The sequence below is a fragment of the Catellatospora sp. TT07R-123 genome, from assembly GCF_018327705.1.
In the GTDB taxonomy this organism is placed as follows: domain Bacteria; phylum Actinomycetota; class Actinomycetes; order Mycobacteriales; family Micromonosporaceae; genus Catellatospora.
Genome location: NZ_BNEM01000002.1, coordinates 2,882,333 through 2,894,012, shown reverse-complemented (window position 1 = coordinate 2,894,012; position 11,680 = coordinate 2,882,333). Strand labels below are relative to the sequence as shown.

At 69.8% G+C, this 11,680-nt stretch carries 13 protein-coding genes; 6 read left to right on the top strand and 7 right to left on the bottom strand.

All coding sequences use genetic code 11. The features are described from left to right. Positions 1-9 precede the first annotated feature (9 nt). Genes Cs7R123_RS32590 through Cs7R123_RS32580 form a run of 3 tightly spaced genes read left to right on the top strand, consistent with a single transcriptional unit; the run spans position 10 to position 3,187 of the window. Positions 10-909, top strand: coding sequence for a carbohydrate ABC transporter permease (locus tag Cs7R123_RS32590; RefSeq protein WP_212832253.1), 900 nt, complete (start codon positions 10-12; stop codon positions 907-909). Next, positions 906-1,802 (top strand): carbohydrate ABC transporter permease, encoded by an 897-nt coding sequence (locus Cs7R123_RS32585; protein ID WP_212832251.1) that lies wholly within the window; start codon positions 906-908, stop codon positions 1,800-1,802. The genes Cs7R123_RS32590 and Cs7R123_RS32585 overlap by 4 nt, the downstream gene beginning before the upstream one ends. After that, positions 1,799-3,187 carry a GH1 family beta-glucosidase gene (locus tag Cs7R123_RS32580; protein WP_244872290.1) on the top strand — a complete coding sequence of 463 codons (1,389 nt, stop codon included), beginning with the start codon at positions 1,799-1,801 and terminating at the stop codon, positions 3,185-3,187. The genes Cs7R123_RS32585 and Cs7R123_RS32580 overlap by 4 nt, the downstream gene beginning before the upstream one ends. Before the next feature lie 94 nt (positions 3,188-3,281). Here Cs7R123_RS32580 and Cs7R123_RS32575 read toward each other — a convergent pair whose 3' ends face one another. Continuing rightward, entirely contained in the window at positions 3,282-3,728 is a 447-nt protein-coding gene (locus tag Cs7R123_RS32575; RefSeq protein ID WP_212832249.1) for a hypothetical protein, read from the bottom strand. A gap of 315 nt (positions 3,729-4,043) precedes the next feature. Between Cs7R123_RS32575 and Cs7R123_RS32570 the strand changes: the two genes are divergently transcribed. Continuing rightward, a complete protein-coding gene (locus Cs7R123_RS32570; RefSeq protein WP_212832248.1) occupies positions 4,044-4,454 on the top strand; it encodes a hypothetical protein in 411 nt (136 codons plus the stop codon). Between the two features lie 70 nt (positions 4,455-4,524). Here the strand turns inward: Cs7R123_RS32570 and Cs7R123_RS32565 are convergent, their stop codons facing one another. Further along, the gene (locus tag Cs7R123_RS32565) at positions 4,525-4,923 is read right to left on the bottom strand and encodes a YchJ family protein (RefSeq protein WP_212832246.1); all 399 of its coding nucleotides are present in this window, start codon (positions 4,921-4,923) and stop codon (positions 4,525-4,527) included. Here Cs7R123_RS32565 and Cs7R123_RS32560 point away from each other — a divergent pair. Continuing rightward, positions 4,922-5,434, top strand: a complete 513-nt coding sequence (locus Cs7R123_RS32560; RefSeq protein WP_244872289.1) for a hypothetical protein — start codon at positions 4,922-4,924, stop codon at positions 5,432-5,434. The genes Cs7R123_RS32565 and Cs7R123_RS32560 overlap by 2 nt on opposite strands. Before the next feature lie 108 nt (positions 5,435-5,542). Here Cs7R123_RS32560 and Cs7R123_RS32555 read toward each other — a convergent pair whose 3' ends face one another. After that, the gene (locus Cs7R123_RS32555; RefSeq protein WP_212832245.1) at positions 5,543-6,028 is read right to left on the bottom strand and encodes an FBP domain-containing protein; all 486 of its coding nucleotides are present in this window, start codon (positions 6,026-6,028) and stop codon (positions 5,543-5,545) included. Positions 6,029-6,095: 67 nt separating this feature from the next. On the opposite strand from Cs7R123_RS32555, the gene Cs7R123_RS32550 reads away from it, so the two are divergent. Beyond that, on the top strand, positions 6,096-6,434 hold the full coding sequence (locus Cs7R123_RS32550; RefSeq protein WP_212832243.1) for a nuclear transport factor 2 family protein: 339 nt from the start codon (positions 6,096-6,098) through the stop codon (positions 6,432-6,434). Between the two features lie 135 nt (positions 6,435-6,569). Here Cs7R123_RS32550 and Cs7R123_RS32545 read toward each other — a convergent pair whose 3' ends face one another. Genes Cs7R123_RS32545 through Cs7R123_RS32530 form a run of 4 tightly spaced genes read right to left on the bottom strand, consistent with a single transcriptional unit; the run spans position 6,570 to position 11,295 of the window. Beyond that, entirely contained in the window at positions 6,570-7,874 is a 1,305-nt protein-coding gene (locus Cs7R123_RS32545; RefSeq protein WP_212832241.1) for a toxic anion resistance protein, read from the bottom strand. An 11-nt stretch (positions 7,875-7,885) separates the two neighbouring features. Then, positions 7,886-9,037 (bottom strand): hypothetical protein, encoded by a 1,152-nt coding sequence (locus Cs7R123_RS32540; protein WP_212832239.1) that lies wholly within the window; start codon positions 9,035-9,037, stop codon positions 7,886-7,888. A gap of 13 nt (positions 9,038-9,050) precedes the next feature. Continuing rightward, on the bottom strand, positions 9,051-9,644 hold the full coding sequence (locus Cs7R123_RS32535; RefSeq protein WP_212832237.1) for a hypothetical protein: 594 nt from the start codon (positions 9,642-9,644) through the stop codon (positions 9,051-9,053). 13 nt (positions 9,645-9,657) lie between these two features. After that, positions 9,658-11,295: a VWA domain-containing protein gene (locus Cs7R123_RS32530; RefSeq protein WP_244872288.1), complete on the bottom strand. Its 1,638-nt coding sequence runs from the start codon at positions 11,293-11,295 to the stop codon at positions 9,658-9,660. Between the last annotated feature and the right edge of the window lie 385 nt (positions 11,296-11,680).

Here is an 11,680-nt window from a genome sequence, read left to right as displayed (position 1 = left end):
GGCCCGTACATGAAGAACCTGTTCTACCGCCTCGACACCAAGGGTTCGCCGTACCTGTACGTCGCCCCGTTCTTCCTGCTGTTCGCCGCGTTCGGGGTGTTCCCGCTCATCTACACGGCGTGGGTGTCGCTGCACGACTGGAGCCTGCTGTCAGAGACCCACACGTTCGTGGGGATCCAGAACTACAAGGACCTGTTCGCCGACGAGTACTTCTGGAACGCACTGCGCAACACCGCCCAGATCTGGGTGATGTCCACCGTTCCCCAGCTGATCATGGCCCTCGTGCTGGCGCACGTGCTCAACCAGCGCCTGCGCGCCCCCACGTTCTGGCGCATGACGGCCCTGCTGCCCAACATCACGTCCGTCGCGGCCGTCGCCATCATCTTCGGCCAGATCTTCGGCAAGGACTACGGCCTGGTCAACTGGCTGCTGGACGTGTTCGGCCTCGGCCGGATCGACTGGCAGGCGGGCACCGCCAGCTCCCAGATCGCCGTCTCCGTGATGATCATCTGGCGCTGGACCGGCTACAACGCCCTCATCTACCTCGCCGCCATGCAGGCCGTCTCCAAGGACCTCTACGACGCCGCCTCACTCGACGGTGCGAGCAGCTTCCAGCAGCTCACCCGGATCACGGTCCCGGCGATCCGCCCGACGATCATCTTCACGGTCATCATCTCCACCATCGGCGGCATGCAGGTCCTGGCAGAACCGCTGCTGTTCGGCGGGGCGTCGGTGACCGGCGGTTCGGACCGGCAGTTCCAGACGCTGTCGCTGTACCTGTACGAGGTCGGCTTCTCCCGCTTCGACTTCGGCTACGCCTCCACGGCCGCGTGGGTGATGTTCTTCATCATCGTCATCGTCGCCGCGATCAACTACTTCCTGACCAGCCGTGTGCGGAGCGCGCGATGACATCCACCACCCTGACCCGCCCCGTGGCCGACGCCGAACCGCAGGTGCGCGCCCCGCGCCGCCGGGTGTTCCGCGCCGACCGCCGCCCCGGCAAGCTCGCCTACCTGGCCCTGAGTGGCCTGGCCCTGTTCTCGGCGTTCCCGCTGTACTGGTCGCTGGTCGTGGCCTCGCACGACAACGGCATCCTCGGCCAGGTCCCGCCGCCGCTCGGCCTCGGCGGCAACCTCTTCGCGAACCTGGACCGCGCGTTCGGCACCGTCCCGTTCTTCAAGGCCCTGGCCAACTCGGCGCTCATCTCAGGATCCATCACCTTCAGCGTGGTGCTGTTCTCCACCCTGGCCGGGTTCTCGTTCGCGAAGCTGCGCTTCAAGGGCCGCAACGCGCTGCTCGTGATGATCATCGCGACGATGATGATCCCGAACCAGCTGGGCATCATCCCGCTGTACATGCTGATGGCCAAGATCCAGTGGACCGGCACGCTCTACGCGGTCGTCGCGCCCGGCCTGGTCAGCGCGTTCGGCGTGTTCTTCATGACCCAGTACCTGCGCGAAGCCGTTCCCGACGAGCTGCTCGAAGCGGCCCGGGTCGACGGCTGCTCGACGATCCGCATCTTCTGGCACGTCATCCTGCCCGCCAGCAAGCCCGCCGCGGCCGTGCTCGGGATGCTGACGTTCATGACGGCGTGGAACGACTTCTTCTGGCCCCTGGTCGTGCTGACCCCGGAGGACCCGACGGTGCAGACCGCGCTGTCGACCCTGGCGTCGGGCTACATCCAGGACTACTCGCTGTCGCTGACCGGAACGGCGATCGCGACCGTGCCGCTGCTGGTCGTGTTCGGCCTGCTCGGCAAGTACATCATCGGAGGCATCATGCAAGGAGCGGTGAAGTCGTGACCGCCGTCGCACCAGCACAGCTCGGCAGCGCGCTGCGGTTCCCGGAAGGCTTCCGGTGGGGCGCGGCCACGGCGTCGTACCAGATCGAGGGGGCGGCGCACGAGGACGGGCGCACGCCGTCGATCTGGGACACGTTCGCGCGTACCCCCGGGAAGGTCTTCGAGGGGCACACGGGTGACGTGGCCTGCGACCACTACCACCGCTACCGCGACGACGTGGCGCTGATGAAGGGGCTCGGCATCGGGACGTACCGCTTCTCGATCGCCTGGCCGCGCGTCAAGCCGGACGGCTCCGGCCCGGTCAACTCCCGCGGCCTGGACTTCTACGACCGGCTCGTCGACGAGCTGCTGGCCGAGGGCATCTCGCCCATGGCCACCCTCTACCACTGGGACCTGCCGCAGGTCCTGGAGGACCGGGGCGGCTGGACCAACCGCGACACGGCCTACTACCTGGCGGACCTGGCGGCCGCGGCCGTGGCCCGGCTCGGCGACCGCGTCGCGACGTGGACCACGCTGAACGAGCCGTGGTGCTCGGCGTTCCTCGGCTACGCGGCCGGCGTGCACGCGCCCGGCCGCGAGGACCCGAAGGCCGCGTTCGAGGCCGTCCACCACCTGCTGCTCGGGCACGGGCTGTCGGTGCGGGCGCTGCGGGCCGGGGGAGCGCGGGAGGTGTCGCTGACCCTGAACCTCGCCCGCGTACGCCCCGACGACCCGGCCGACCCGCACGACCTCGCGGCGGTGCACCTCATCGAGGGCCTGCACAACCGTCTGTGGCTGGACCCGGTGCTGCGCGGCGCCTACCCGGACGACATGCTGGCGCTGTTCCGGCGCTTCGGCGCCGACCACGCCCTCCACCCCGGCGACGACGCGATCATCGCCAGCCCGATCGACCTGCTCGGCGTGAACTACTACCAGCCGGCCCGGGTCCGGGCCGCGCTCGGCGTCGACGCCGGACCGGCCAACCCGGGCACCGAGGGCGCCGAGTACGTCGCCCAGGACCTGCCCGTCACCGCGATGGACTGGCCGGTCGACCCGTCGTCCTTCTACGAGCTGCTCCTGTGGCTGTCGGAACGCTACCCCGGCACCCCGATGATGATCACCGAGAACGGTGCCGCGTACGACGACGTCCTGGTCGGGGACCGGGTCGCCGACACCGACCGGATCGGGTTCCTCGACGGGCACCTGCGCGCGGTCCACTCGGCCATGGCCGAGGGCGCCGACATCCGCGGCTATCTCGCGTGGTCGCTGCTGGACAACTACGAGTGGGGCTACGGGTACGGCAAGCGCTTCGGCATCGTGCACGTCGACTACGACACCCAGCGGCGCACCCTGAAGGACAGCGCCCGCTGGTACGCCGCCGTCATCGGCCGCAACGGCCTGGACTGACGGCGGTACGTGACTCACGTGGGGGAGGGGAGCGGCCCTCCCCCACGTGCCCATCGCAGCATCAGCGGCGCCTGCCGCGCATCGACCGGAAGGGCTAGGGCAACCGCCGCCAGAGCTTGGCCAGGGCCGAGACCACGACCACCACGGCGGCGGTCAGCGCCAGGTTGCGCAACCCGTGGAGCGGTCGGGCCGGACTGCCGAAACCGAGGAACACCGGCCACGAGATCAGCAGGGCGGCAGCGGCGATCCCCGCGATCCACAGCACCCGGGTCCGGCGGGTCGAGGTCGGCTCCAGCATCGGCAGCGGCACCCGGACCCCGTTCGCGTACAGCACCGCGATCCCCAGCAGGGCGCATCCGAACGGGATCATGGACCAGGCCCCGGGGTGGTGCACCGAGCCGCCCGCGTACAGCAGGGCGAGGAGGTTCCCGTAGAAAGCCGCCATGGTCACGGCGGCGACGGCGTGCAGCGCGCGCCGAGGCAGCCAGGGGCGTCGCGGCGGCTCGGGCTCGTCCGGCTCTGCCCCGTCACCCAGCATCATGCGCAGCAGAATAACGGCCTCCGGCAATCCACCACCCTCTCCCGCTCACCCACCGGCCCCAGGCCCGGCCGAGCCCGGCCAAGATCTGCGGAGTTGCCGGGCAACTGGGCGAAAGCGGTGGCTTCATTCGCCCGATTGCCCGGCAACTCCGCAGATCTTGAGCCCGCCACCCCACCAGCCTCATCATCGTCGCAAGTGGATGGCAAGCATCCGGATAAGCGCGTTCTCGCAGACTTCTCGCAGCGGTCAGGAAGACCGTGAACGCCGATCGGGCGGGGACGCGCATAGGTCCCGCCGTTCTACGGGGAGAGCTCTATGAGAATGTCCAGAAGGGTCGCCGCGCTGGTCGTGGCGGTGGCGTCGGCCATCCTGTTCGTGCCGGGACCGGCCGAGGCAGCGTCGGGCGGCGGTTGCAAGACCGGTTCCTACGACCTGCGGCCGTGCATCAGCTTCACCAACGACGGCGGCGGCACCCTGCACGCCGACTTCTACGCCCTGGTCGACCACGGGTGCCGCAAGGCCGTGCTGCTGATGTACATCAACGGCAAGGCGTCCACCACCACCGGGACGTACGAGATCCGGTCCGGGCACTACGGCCCCATCCGCGTCTCGGTCGCGAGCGCTCCGTCCTACGCCCAGAGCGCCTACACCCGGGTGAACTACTACGACTGCAACTGGAACTACATCACCTACGTGAACAGCCCGACGATCTACTACTTCGCCTGATCACGGTCCGGTCCGCCGGGGCGGTCCGACCCTGCTCTCCGCAGGGCCGGGCCGCCCCGGCCTGGTGGCGTCAGCGCGGGCCGACGTAGCGCCAGTGGCCGTGCTCGCGGGTGAAGGTGCTGTGTTCGCGCAGGACGCCGGGGTGGCCGCCGTCGACGTAGTGGGCGGCGAAGCGGACGGTGCCCTCGGACTCGAACATGCTGCCGCCGGTGGTCTCGAAGACCTCCAGGCGGGTGTAGCGCGGGCTGTCGGACAGGTCCAGGGTGCGCGGGCGGGTGCGGGGGTGCCAGGTGCGCAGCAGGTACGCCGTGTCGCCGCGGACGAAGGCCGTGTATCGCGAGCGCATCAGCAGCTCGGCGGTGGGGGCCGGGTCGGTGGATCCGTGCCAGCGGCCGCAGCATTCGGCGTAGGGCGGGCCGTATCCGCAGGGGCAGGGGGCGGTGTCGGACTGCGGACGGTTGCGGGCCATGCGTCCATCGTCCCGTACCGGGCGGCTGCTCTACGCTGCGGGGATGGCCGCCGAGGAGCAGTACGTCCCGCCGGAGGAGGTGCTGGCCGCGACCTGCGCGGTCTGCCCGGCGCAGCTGCTGCGCTCCGGCGCGTTCGACGTCGCGCCCCGGCCGGGCCCGGAGAGCAGCTACCGGCCGGAGCTCGGCTGGCGGGCCGACGTGGCGACGGGGGTGCCGACGTGCGTGCATCCGTACCGGGTCGGGCTGCCGCCGGGCCGCTACGCCTCGGCGGCTGAGCCGCTGCCGCCCGAGCCGGCGGTGCAGGTGCCGGATCCAGCCGCGCTGGTGCTGCCCGAGGATCCGACGCTGCTGGAGGCGTGGCTGGTCGCGGTGCTGCGCACCGCGCCGCCGGAGCGCATGGCGTATGCCCTGTTCCAGGCGGAGGCCTCGGCCGGTGCCAGGTTCGAGCCCCGGGTCGTGGTCGCCGCCATGCGCCGGGTCATGTCACACGAGCTGGCGCGCGGGCGCTGAGCCCAGCGCGGCCGACCATCCAGCAGTTTCGGGGAAAGTGCCGCAATCGCGGCCGAGTTTCGTGCAGTTTCCCCGAAACTGCACGCAGACCCGGCGGGGGGAGGGCGGTCAGCCCGTCACCCTGGCAAGGAATGCGGCGAGGTTGGTGGTGAGGCGCTGGACCTTTTCGTCGAGGTCGAGCGTCTCCCCGATGGGCCGCCCGGCGGCCTTCTTGCCGCGCAGGTAGAGCGAGCAGGCCAGGTCGGCGCAGAGGTAGAGCCCCGCCGAGTTCCCCTGCCGCCCGCCGGCTCCGGCCAGCCGGGCGGTCATCAGCGCGACGCCGTCGCCCTCGTGGGAGGTCAGGCAGAGGGTGCACACGCTGCGCCGCATGAGCCCGGACTGCTGGGAGACCCGCAGTGCCGCGCCGATCAGCCCGGTCGGGGACGGGAAGACCAGGTAGGCGCGGTCTTCGGTAGCGGGGTCGCGCCAGCCGAGGTAGTCGAGGTCGTCCCACGGCCGGGTCGCGAGATCCTTCGGCACGGCCATCCGCTGGGCCTCGCCCTTGGTGCAGTTGACGAAGGACGCGCGGATGGCGGGAACGGTGATCGGCTCCATGAGGCCTACCCTAGGTTCACCGGCAAACGATTATCTGCGCACGTCAACGGCGTGAAGGAGTCGGAACATGGACGCGCTCGGGCTGATGGACGCCTTCAACGCGGCGTGGAACGGCCACGACATCGAGGCGGCACTCGACCTGTGTACGCATGACGTCGTGTTCGAGAGCACGGATCCGGCGCCCGACGGGCGGCGGTTCGAGGGCCGCGACGAGGTGCGCGAGGCCTGGCTGCCGGTGTTCTTACAGCTGGGTGGCCGGTTCGACATCGAGGAGCTGACCGTCTCGGGTGACCTGGTGGTGCAGCGCTGGCGCTACGACTGGGGCACCGGCCACGTGCGCGGGGTGGACGTCGTCAGGGTCCGGGGCGGCCTGGTCGCCGAGAAGCTGTCCTACGTGAAGGGCTGAGCGGGGGAGCGGCGCTCAAGTTGCCGGGCAATCGGGCGTAAGCGGGTCCAAGATACGCCCGATTGCCCGGCAACTTGAGCAGGAAGCGGCCCGTCCCCGGTGGTCGGGGACGGGCCGGTCGGGCGGGCGGGTGGGTCAGGCGGGCTGGCGGGGGACCAGGGCCGGGGCCTGCTCCAGGATCGAGGCGGGCAGGGCCGGGGCCGCGGGCAGCTCCAGCGGCTTGGCGGCCCGGGTCACCAGGTCGACGACGTTGCGGCTGAGCTGCTGCGAGCTCGCCGACATCGACTCCTGCGCGGTGACGATCGCCGACACCACCTCGGCGCGGGCCTGCTGGCCGAACCGCACCGCCTCCTCGATGCCCTTGGCCTGGGCGTCGATCGAGGCGGCCACCTCCAGGATGGTGTCGGGGCGGATGGTCGGGGTCTGGATGAGCTTGGCGATCTGCGGCACGGCGGAACCGGCGGCGTGGGCGTACGCCGAGAGCACCTCGTTGGCGCCGTCGGCCACCGCCTGCTGCATCGCGGCGGCCTGGTTGGCCTGCAGCAGCAGGCCCCACTGGGCGATGGTCAGCTTCATGGTCGGGATGGTCAGGTTGACCAGCAGCGCGAGGCGCTGGCCGAGCCCGTAGTGCAGCGAGCGGATGTTGCGCACCTGCGGCGAGGTCGACCAGGCGACGAACAGCCGCTGCTGGTACTCGTTGATGCGCACCTCGATGGCCTGGATGAACTCGGTCACCCGGGCCAGGCGCTCCTCCTTGTCCCGCTTGTCGAGGTCGGCCGGGTCGATCTTGATCGACTTGGCCTCCTCCAGCGCCAGGTCGCGCACCAGCTCCATCACGGCGATGACGCCGACGAGCTGGCCGATCGCGGCCTCGTTGGCCTTGTACAGCTCGTCGCAGAGCACCACGTTGCGCTTGAGCTGCTGCTGCTTCTCGACCAGGGTGCCGGCGATGCGGTCGAGCTGCTGCTCGACCGAGCGCGCCTCCTCGAACAGCATCTCGACCAGGTCGCGGCCCTTGCGGAAGATGCCCTTGACCGCGTCCATGAACTTGTCGAACGCCTCGCGGACCTTCGGGTCGGACGGGTCGTACTTGCGGCGGAAGTCGCGCATCCGGTCGTTGATGTCGTGCATGATCTGGGTCAGCTCGGGGATCTTGACCGGGCCGACCTCGCGGAAGATGCGCTGCACCTGGGTGTTGACCTGGTCGATCGCGCCGTTGCCGAAGTTGGCCAGCTTGTCGGTGTCGGCCAGCATCTGCGGGTAGGTCTGCCTGGCCAGCGACAGCGCCTGCTCGCGCTGGGGCGCGGTGAGCAGGTCGACGCAGACGAGCTGGCGCGGGTCGCCCGACTGGGCGACCGCGGCCAGGGCCTTGTCGGCGCTTCCCGTGGGCTCCTGCGCGGCACCGGTGATGTTGCCGAAATCGATCTGAAGCTCAGTCATCGTCGTCCTTCTTACGAGCACTTGCCGGCGTCGCGTACGCAGGCGAGCAGCGCCAGCGTCACCTCGGCGTTGGGCGGGGTGGTGGTGCGGATCTGCTCGGCCAGCGCCAGCGTCGGGAAGTCCGACGCCTTGCTCAGGCCGACCTGGACACCTGAGCGCAGGCCGTACTTGTGCCAGGCGATGCCCTGGATCTGCGGGTCCTTCATGGCGTCCAGGAAGCGGATCGCGTTGGCGTTCAGCGCCAGGATCGGGTGGTCGCTGTAGATCGTGGGGTCGGGGTAGAGCACCCGCACGTCCTTGAGCAGGCCGGCGCTGTCGGCGCCCAGCTGCACCACGAGCTGGATGAGCTGGTTCTCGTAGCCGGCGTACAGCGGGGCGTGGAACTCCGCGCCCTGGGTCAGCCACTGCCGGAACCCGGCGTCGGAGCCCGCGGCCTGCAGGCCCTGCGCGTCGTACACGGCGCGCACCGTGCCCAGCGCCTTCTTCGCCTGGGCCAGGCTGGGGGCCTGGAAGACGTCGTCGGTGGCGATGATGTTGAGCTGGAGCTGGGCCATGGTGAAGCCGCTGTTGGACTTGGCGGCGTCGGTGCTGGACACCGCGATCGGGCCGCGCAGGTCGGCCGCGCCCAGCGACTCCCAGGTCTTGCGCTTGAGCACGTTGTCCAGCAGCAGCTTCTTCATGTCGACGATGAAGTAGCGGTCGCCGCGCTTGCTGACGATGCCCGCCTTGACCAGCGCGTCGGTGCCCTGCGGCCCGGCGTAGACCACCTCGGGGGACTGGAGCACGGTCTCGGCCCGGTACTGCGGGTACTTGCCGGTGTGCAGGCTCTCGAAGACGCTCTGCGCGCTGGCGCTGGACGGCCACAGGCAGTCGGCCTTGCGCTCGGCGAGCTGCTCGGCGGTCAGCTGGACCTGGTCGTACGACCCGAGCGGGTTGTAGACGACGGTCAGGCCGTACTTGTCCTTGAGCACCTTGGCGATCTCCGGGTCGGCCATGAGCTCGGTCTTCTCGGAGCCGCCCAGGCAGGTGACGGTGATCGCCGCCGCGGGGGTGGCGCCGGGCGGGTCGGACTTGCCGCGCTGGGTCAGGACGTACGCGGTGGCCACGCAGACCACCAGGACCAGAACGAGCCCGATGAGGAATCGGGGGCTCGGCATTCTCACTTCGGTGCTCTCCTTATCCCAGCTGGGGAAGCTTCGGCGGGGCGACGGTCTCCAGGTTCGCCTGGTACTGCGCGAGATCGCCCTGGTTGACCAGCCGCAGGCTGTCGATGGTGAAGTCGGTGAACCGCTGCACCGCGCCCTCGCCGCCGGTCAGCAGGGCCGCCGGGTCGTGGTAGAAGGTCGGGTTGCGCTGGATGTCGAGGTACTGGGTGACCACGCCGAGCAGGCTCTGCAGGTGCGCCCCCAGCGCGCTGGCGCTGGAGTAGAGCGTGTTCGGCGCGGTCGCCTTGACCCGGGTCAGCAGTTCGGGCACGTAGTCGGCGGACTGCTGGAGCAGGTGCCGCACGGTCGGCGAGTGCACGTCCTTGCTGAGCTTGCGGATCTTCCGGGCGGTCTCGACCGCCTGCTCCACCTTGGCGTCGGCGTCGTCGGCGTACTCGTCGTCGCGGATCTGCGCGGAGGTGCGGCCGTCGAGCATCAGGTAGAGGCCGACCGCGGCCGCCGCTGCGAGCAGCGGCGACCACAGCAGGCTGCCCGTGGCGGCGTACAGGCCGCCGAACACCGCGATCGCGGCGACGAGGGCGAGGGGGGTGGCCAGCTTGCGCATCAGGGCTGCTCCGTCACTTGTAACCGGCCGCGGTGCGCAGCGCCGCGACGAGGTCGTTCTGCTGGACGAACGCGCCACCGGTGGCGGCGGCGACCTCCTTGAGCTGGCCGGGGTCGGCGTCGTCACCGAACGCGATCGCGATGACCGGGATCTTCGCGGCCTTCAGCGCGGCGACGGCGGTGTCGTGGTTGTCGGTGCCGGACTGGCCGTCGGACATCACCACCACCAGGCGCTTGCGGTCGGTCGAGGTGCCGGTCAGCGCCTGGGCGGCGCGGATGAGGCAGCTGTACATGTCGGTGCCGCCGCCCGCCTCGTGCCGGACGATCGACTCGGTGAGGCTGTGCAGCTTGGCCGCGTCGTTGCCGGTGACCGTCCACGGGCCCGCGGCGATGCCGCTGTTGAAGATGGTGACCGTGGTGGCGTCGTCGGGGTGGGTCTGCAGCAGGTTCAGCGCGGCCTGGTCGGCGTCGAAGATCTGGTGCGCGGCGTCGCGTACGCCGGTCCAGCCCTTGTTGTCGTTCATCGACCCGCTGCCGTCGAGGCAGTAGTAGATGTCGGCGGGCTTGCGGTAGTGGGTCTGGTAGCGGTTCAGCGCGGCCTGGATCACCGCGACCGACGGGTACGCGATGCCCTGCTCCTTGAGGTTGGCCTGGATGCCCCAGTCGGGGTTGAACACGGCCAGGTCCGGGTTGTCCAGGGTCAGGCCGATGCTGGTGGCCGGGCGGCGGCCCAGGGTGAGCAGCTTGGCCTTGGCGTCGGCGTCGGTGAGCAGGTAGTTCTGGAGCTCGCCGAAGGCGGCCCGCTTGCCGGTGTCGGCGTCGTTGTGGTGCGGCAGGAAGCCCAGCGGGGCGTCGCTGATGGCCAGGGCGCCGCGCGGGTAGACCGCGTACAGCGGCTCGCGGCCGGCCTTGACCAGTTCCTGGTTCTTCTCGATGACCAGGTCCTCGTAGGTGAAGACGGTGCGGCAGTCGTCGGGCCGGGCCAGGCAGTCGTTCATCAGGGTGCCCGAGGAGGGCGGCGTGGCGTCCATGGCCCGGATGAACCGGGTGATGCCCGCGTCGACCTTGTCGGAGTCGAGCTGCTGCTGGGTGAGCGGCTGGCCGGGGCCGTTGCCGGCGAAGTGGTTGAGGAAGCCGAACAGCACGGTCGCGCCGGAGTTGGACTGGGTGGGGTTGGTCACCCACACCTTGGTGCGGCCCGACTCGACGGCGGTCAGGATGTCGCCGACGGCGACGTCGGACTTGCCGACGAAGCCGAGCTGCTGCATCTGGCTCTTCCAGCCCGCGTACACGATCGGGGTGAGGAACATCGGCTTGACGTCCTGGAGCACCGAGGCCTTGTCGCCGATCTGGGAGAAGACGGAGCTGGCGAACCAGTACGCGTCGTAGGCGGTGTCACCGCCCGCCAGCAGCCGGGCCTGGTCCACCGAGCCCTTGAGGGTGAACCGGCAGTCGTAGCCCTTGGCCTTGCACCACGGCGCGACGACCGTGTCGAGGACCTTCTGCTGCTCCGAACCGGCCACGATGGACAGCGACTTCGGATCGCCGCTGTAGGTCGCCGAACCCTTCGGCGGATCAGCCGAGTCGTCGCATCCCGCCGACACCAGCAGGGCGAAGGCCATCACCACCGCCGACAGCACCCTGACGCGCACGCCTTCTCCTTCGTCTGTATTGCCTGATCGCTGGACGATCCCTTGATAGCAGGCGTCTACCAGGGCAAACAGGCGAACGAGAGGTAAACGGAACATGAACTGTGCCCGGATAATCCGATGTGGTGTGAGACGGACGGCCACAGCTGTCACCCGATCGGCTATCGTCGGCGAGCGGACATACGACCCCGCGATGCGGCTCGTCCCTTGGTGTGTCGGCTTGCGGCGATAGCCGCTATTGCCGATCAGGCACGGTTGTGGACGCTCATGGCCGTCGTCATGACGATTCGGTGTCCCTGTGTGACATGCCCGTTACCGAGTCATGTTACGTGCGCGCTTCGCCTCCAGTTCACACAACCCGGGCCGGGCGGCAAGGTGATTTGGATTC

What these genes read in the sequence shown, in the direction of transcription:
- Cs7R123_RS32590 (WP_212832253.1), top strand. Translation starts at nt 10, where the DNA reads ATGAAGAACCTGTTCTACCGCCTCGACACCAAGGGTTCGCCGTACCTG.
- Cs7R123_RS32585 (WP_212832251.1), top strand. Translation starts at nt 906, where the DNA reads ATGACATCCACCACCCTGACCCGCCCCGTGGCCGACGCCGAACCGCAG.
- Cs7R123_RS32575 (WP_212832249.1), bottom strand. Translation starts at nt 3,728, where the DNA reads ATGATGCTGGGTGACGGGGCAGAGCCGGACGAGCCCGAGCCGCCGCGA.
- Cs7R123_RS32570 (WP_212832248.1), top strand. Translation starts at nt 4,044, where the DNA reads ATGAGAATGTCCAGAAGGGTCGCCGCGCTGGTCGTGGCGGTGGCGTCG.
- Cs7R123_RS32560 (WP_244872289.1), top strand. Translation starts at nt 4,922, where the DNA reads ATGCGTCCATCGTCCCGTACCGGGCGGCTGCTCTACGCTGCGGGGATG.
- Cs7R123_RS32565 (WP_212832246.1), bottom strand. Translation starts at nt 4,923, where the DNA reads ATGGCCCGCAACCGTCCGCAGTCCGACACCGCCCCCTGCCCCTGCGGA.
- Cs7R123_RS32555 (WP_212832245.1), bottom strand. Translation starts at nt 6,028, where the DNA reads ATGGAGCCGATCACCGTTCCCGCCATCCGCGCGTCCTTCGTCAACTGC.
- Cs7R123_RS32550 (WP_212832243.1), top strand. Translation starts at nt 6,096, where the DNA reads ATGGACGCGCTCGGGCTGATGGACGCCTTCAACGCGGCGTGGAACGGC.
- Cs7R123_RS32545 (WP_212832241.1), bottom strand. Translation starts at nt 7,874, where the DNA reads ATGACTGAGCTTCAGATCGATTTCGGCAACATCACCGGTGCCGCGCAG.
- Cs7R123_RS32535 (WP_212832237.1), bottom strand. Translation starts at nt 9,644, where the DNA reads ATGCGCAAGCTGGCCACCCCCCTCGCCCTCGTCGCCGCGATCGCGGTG.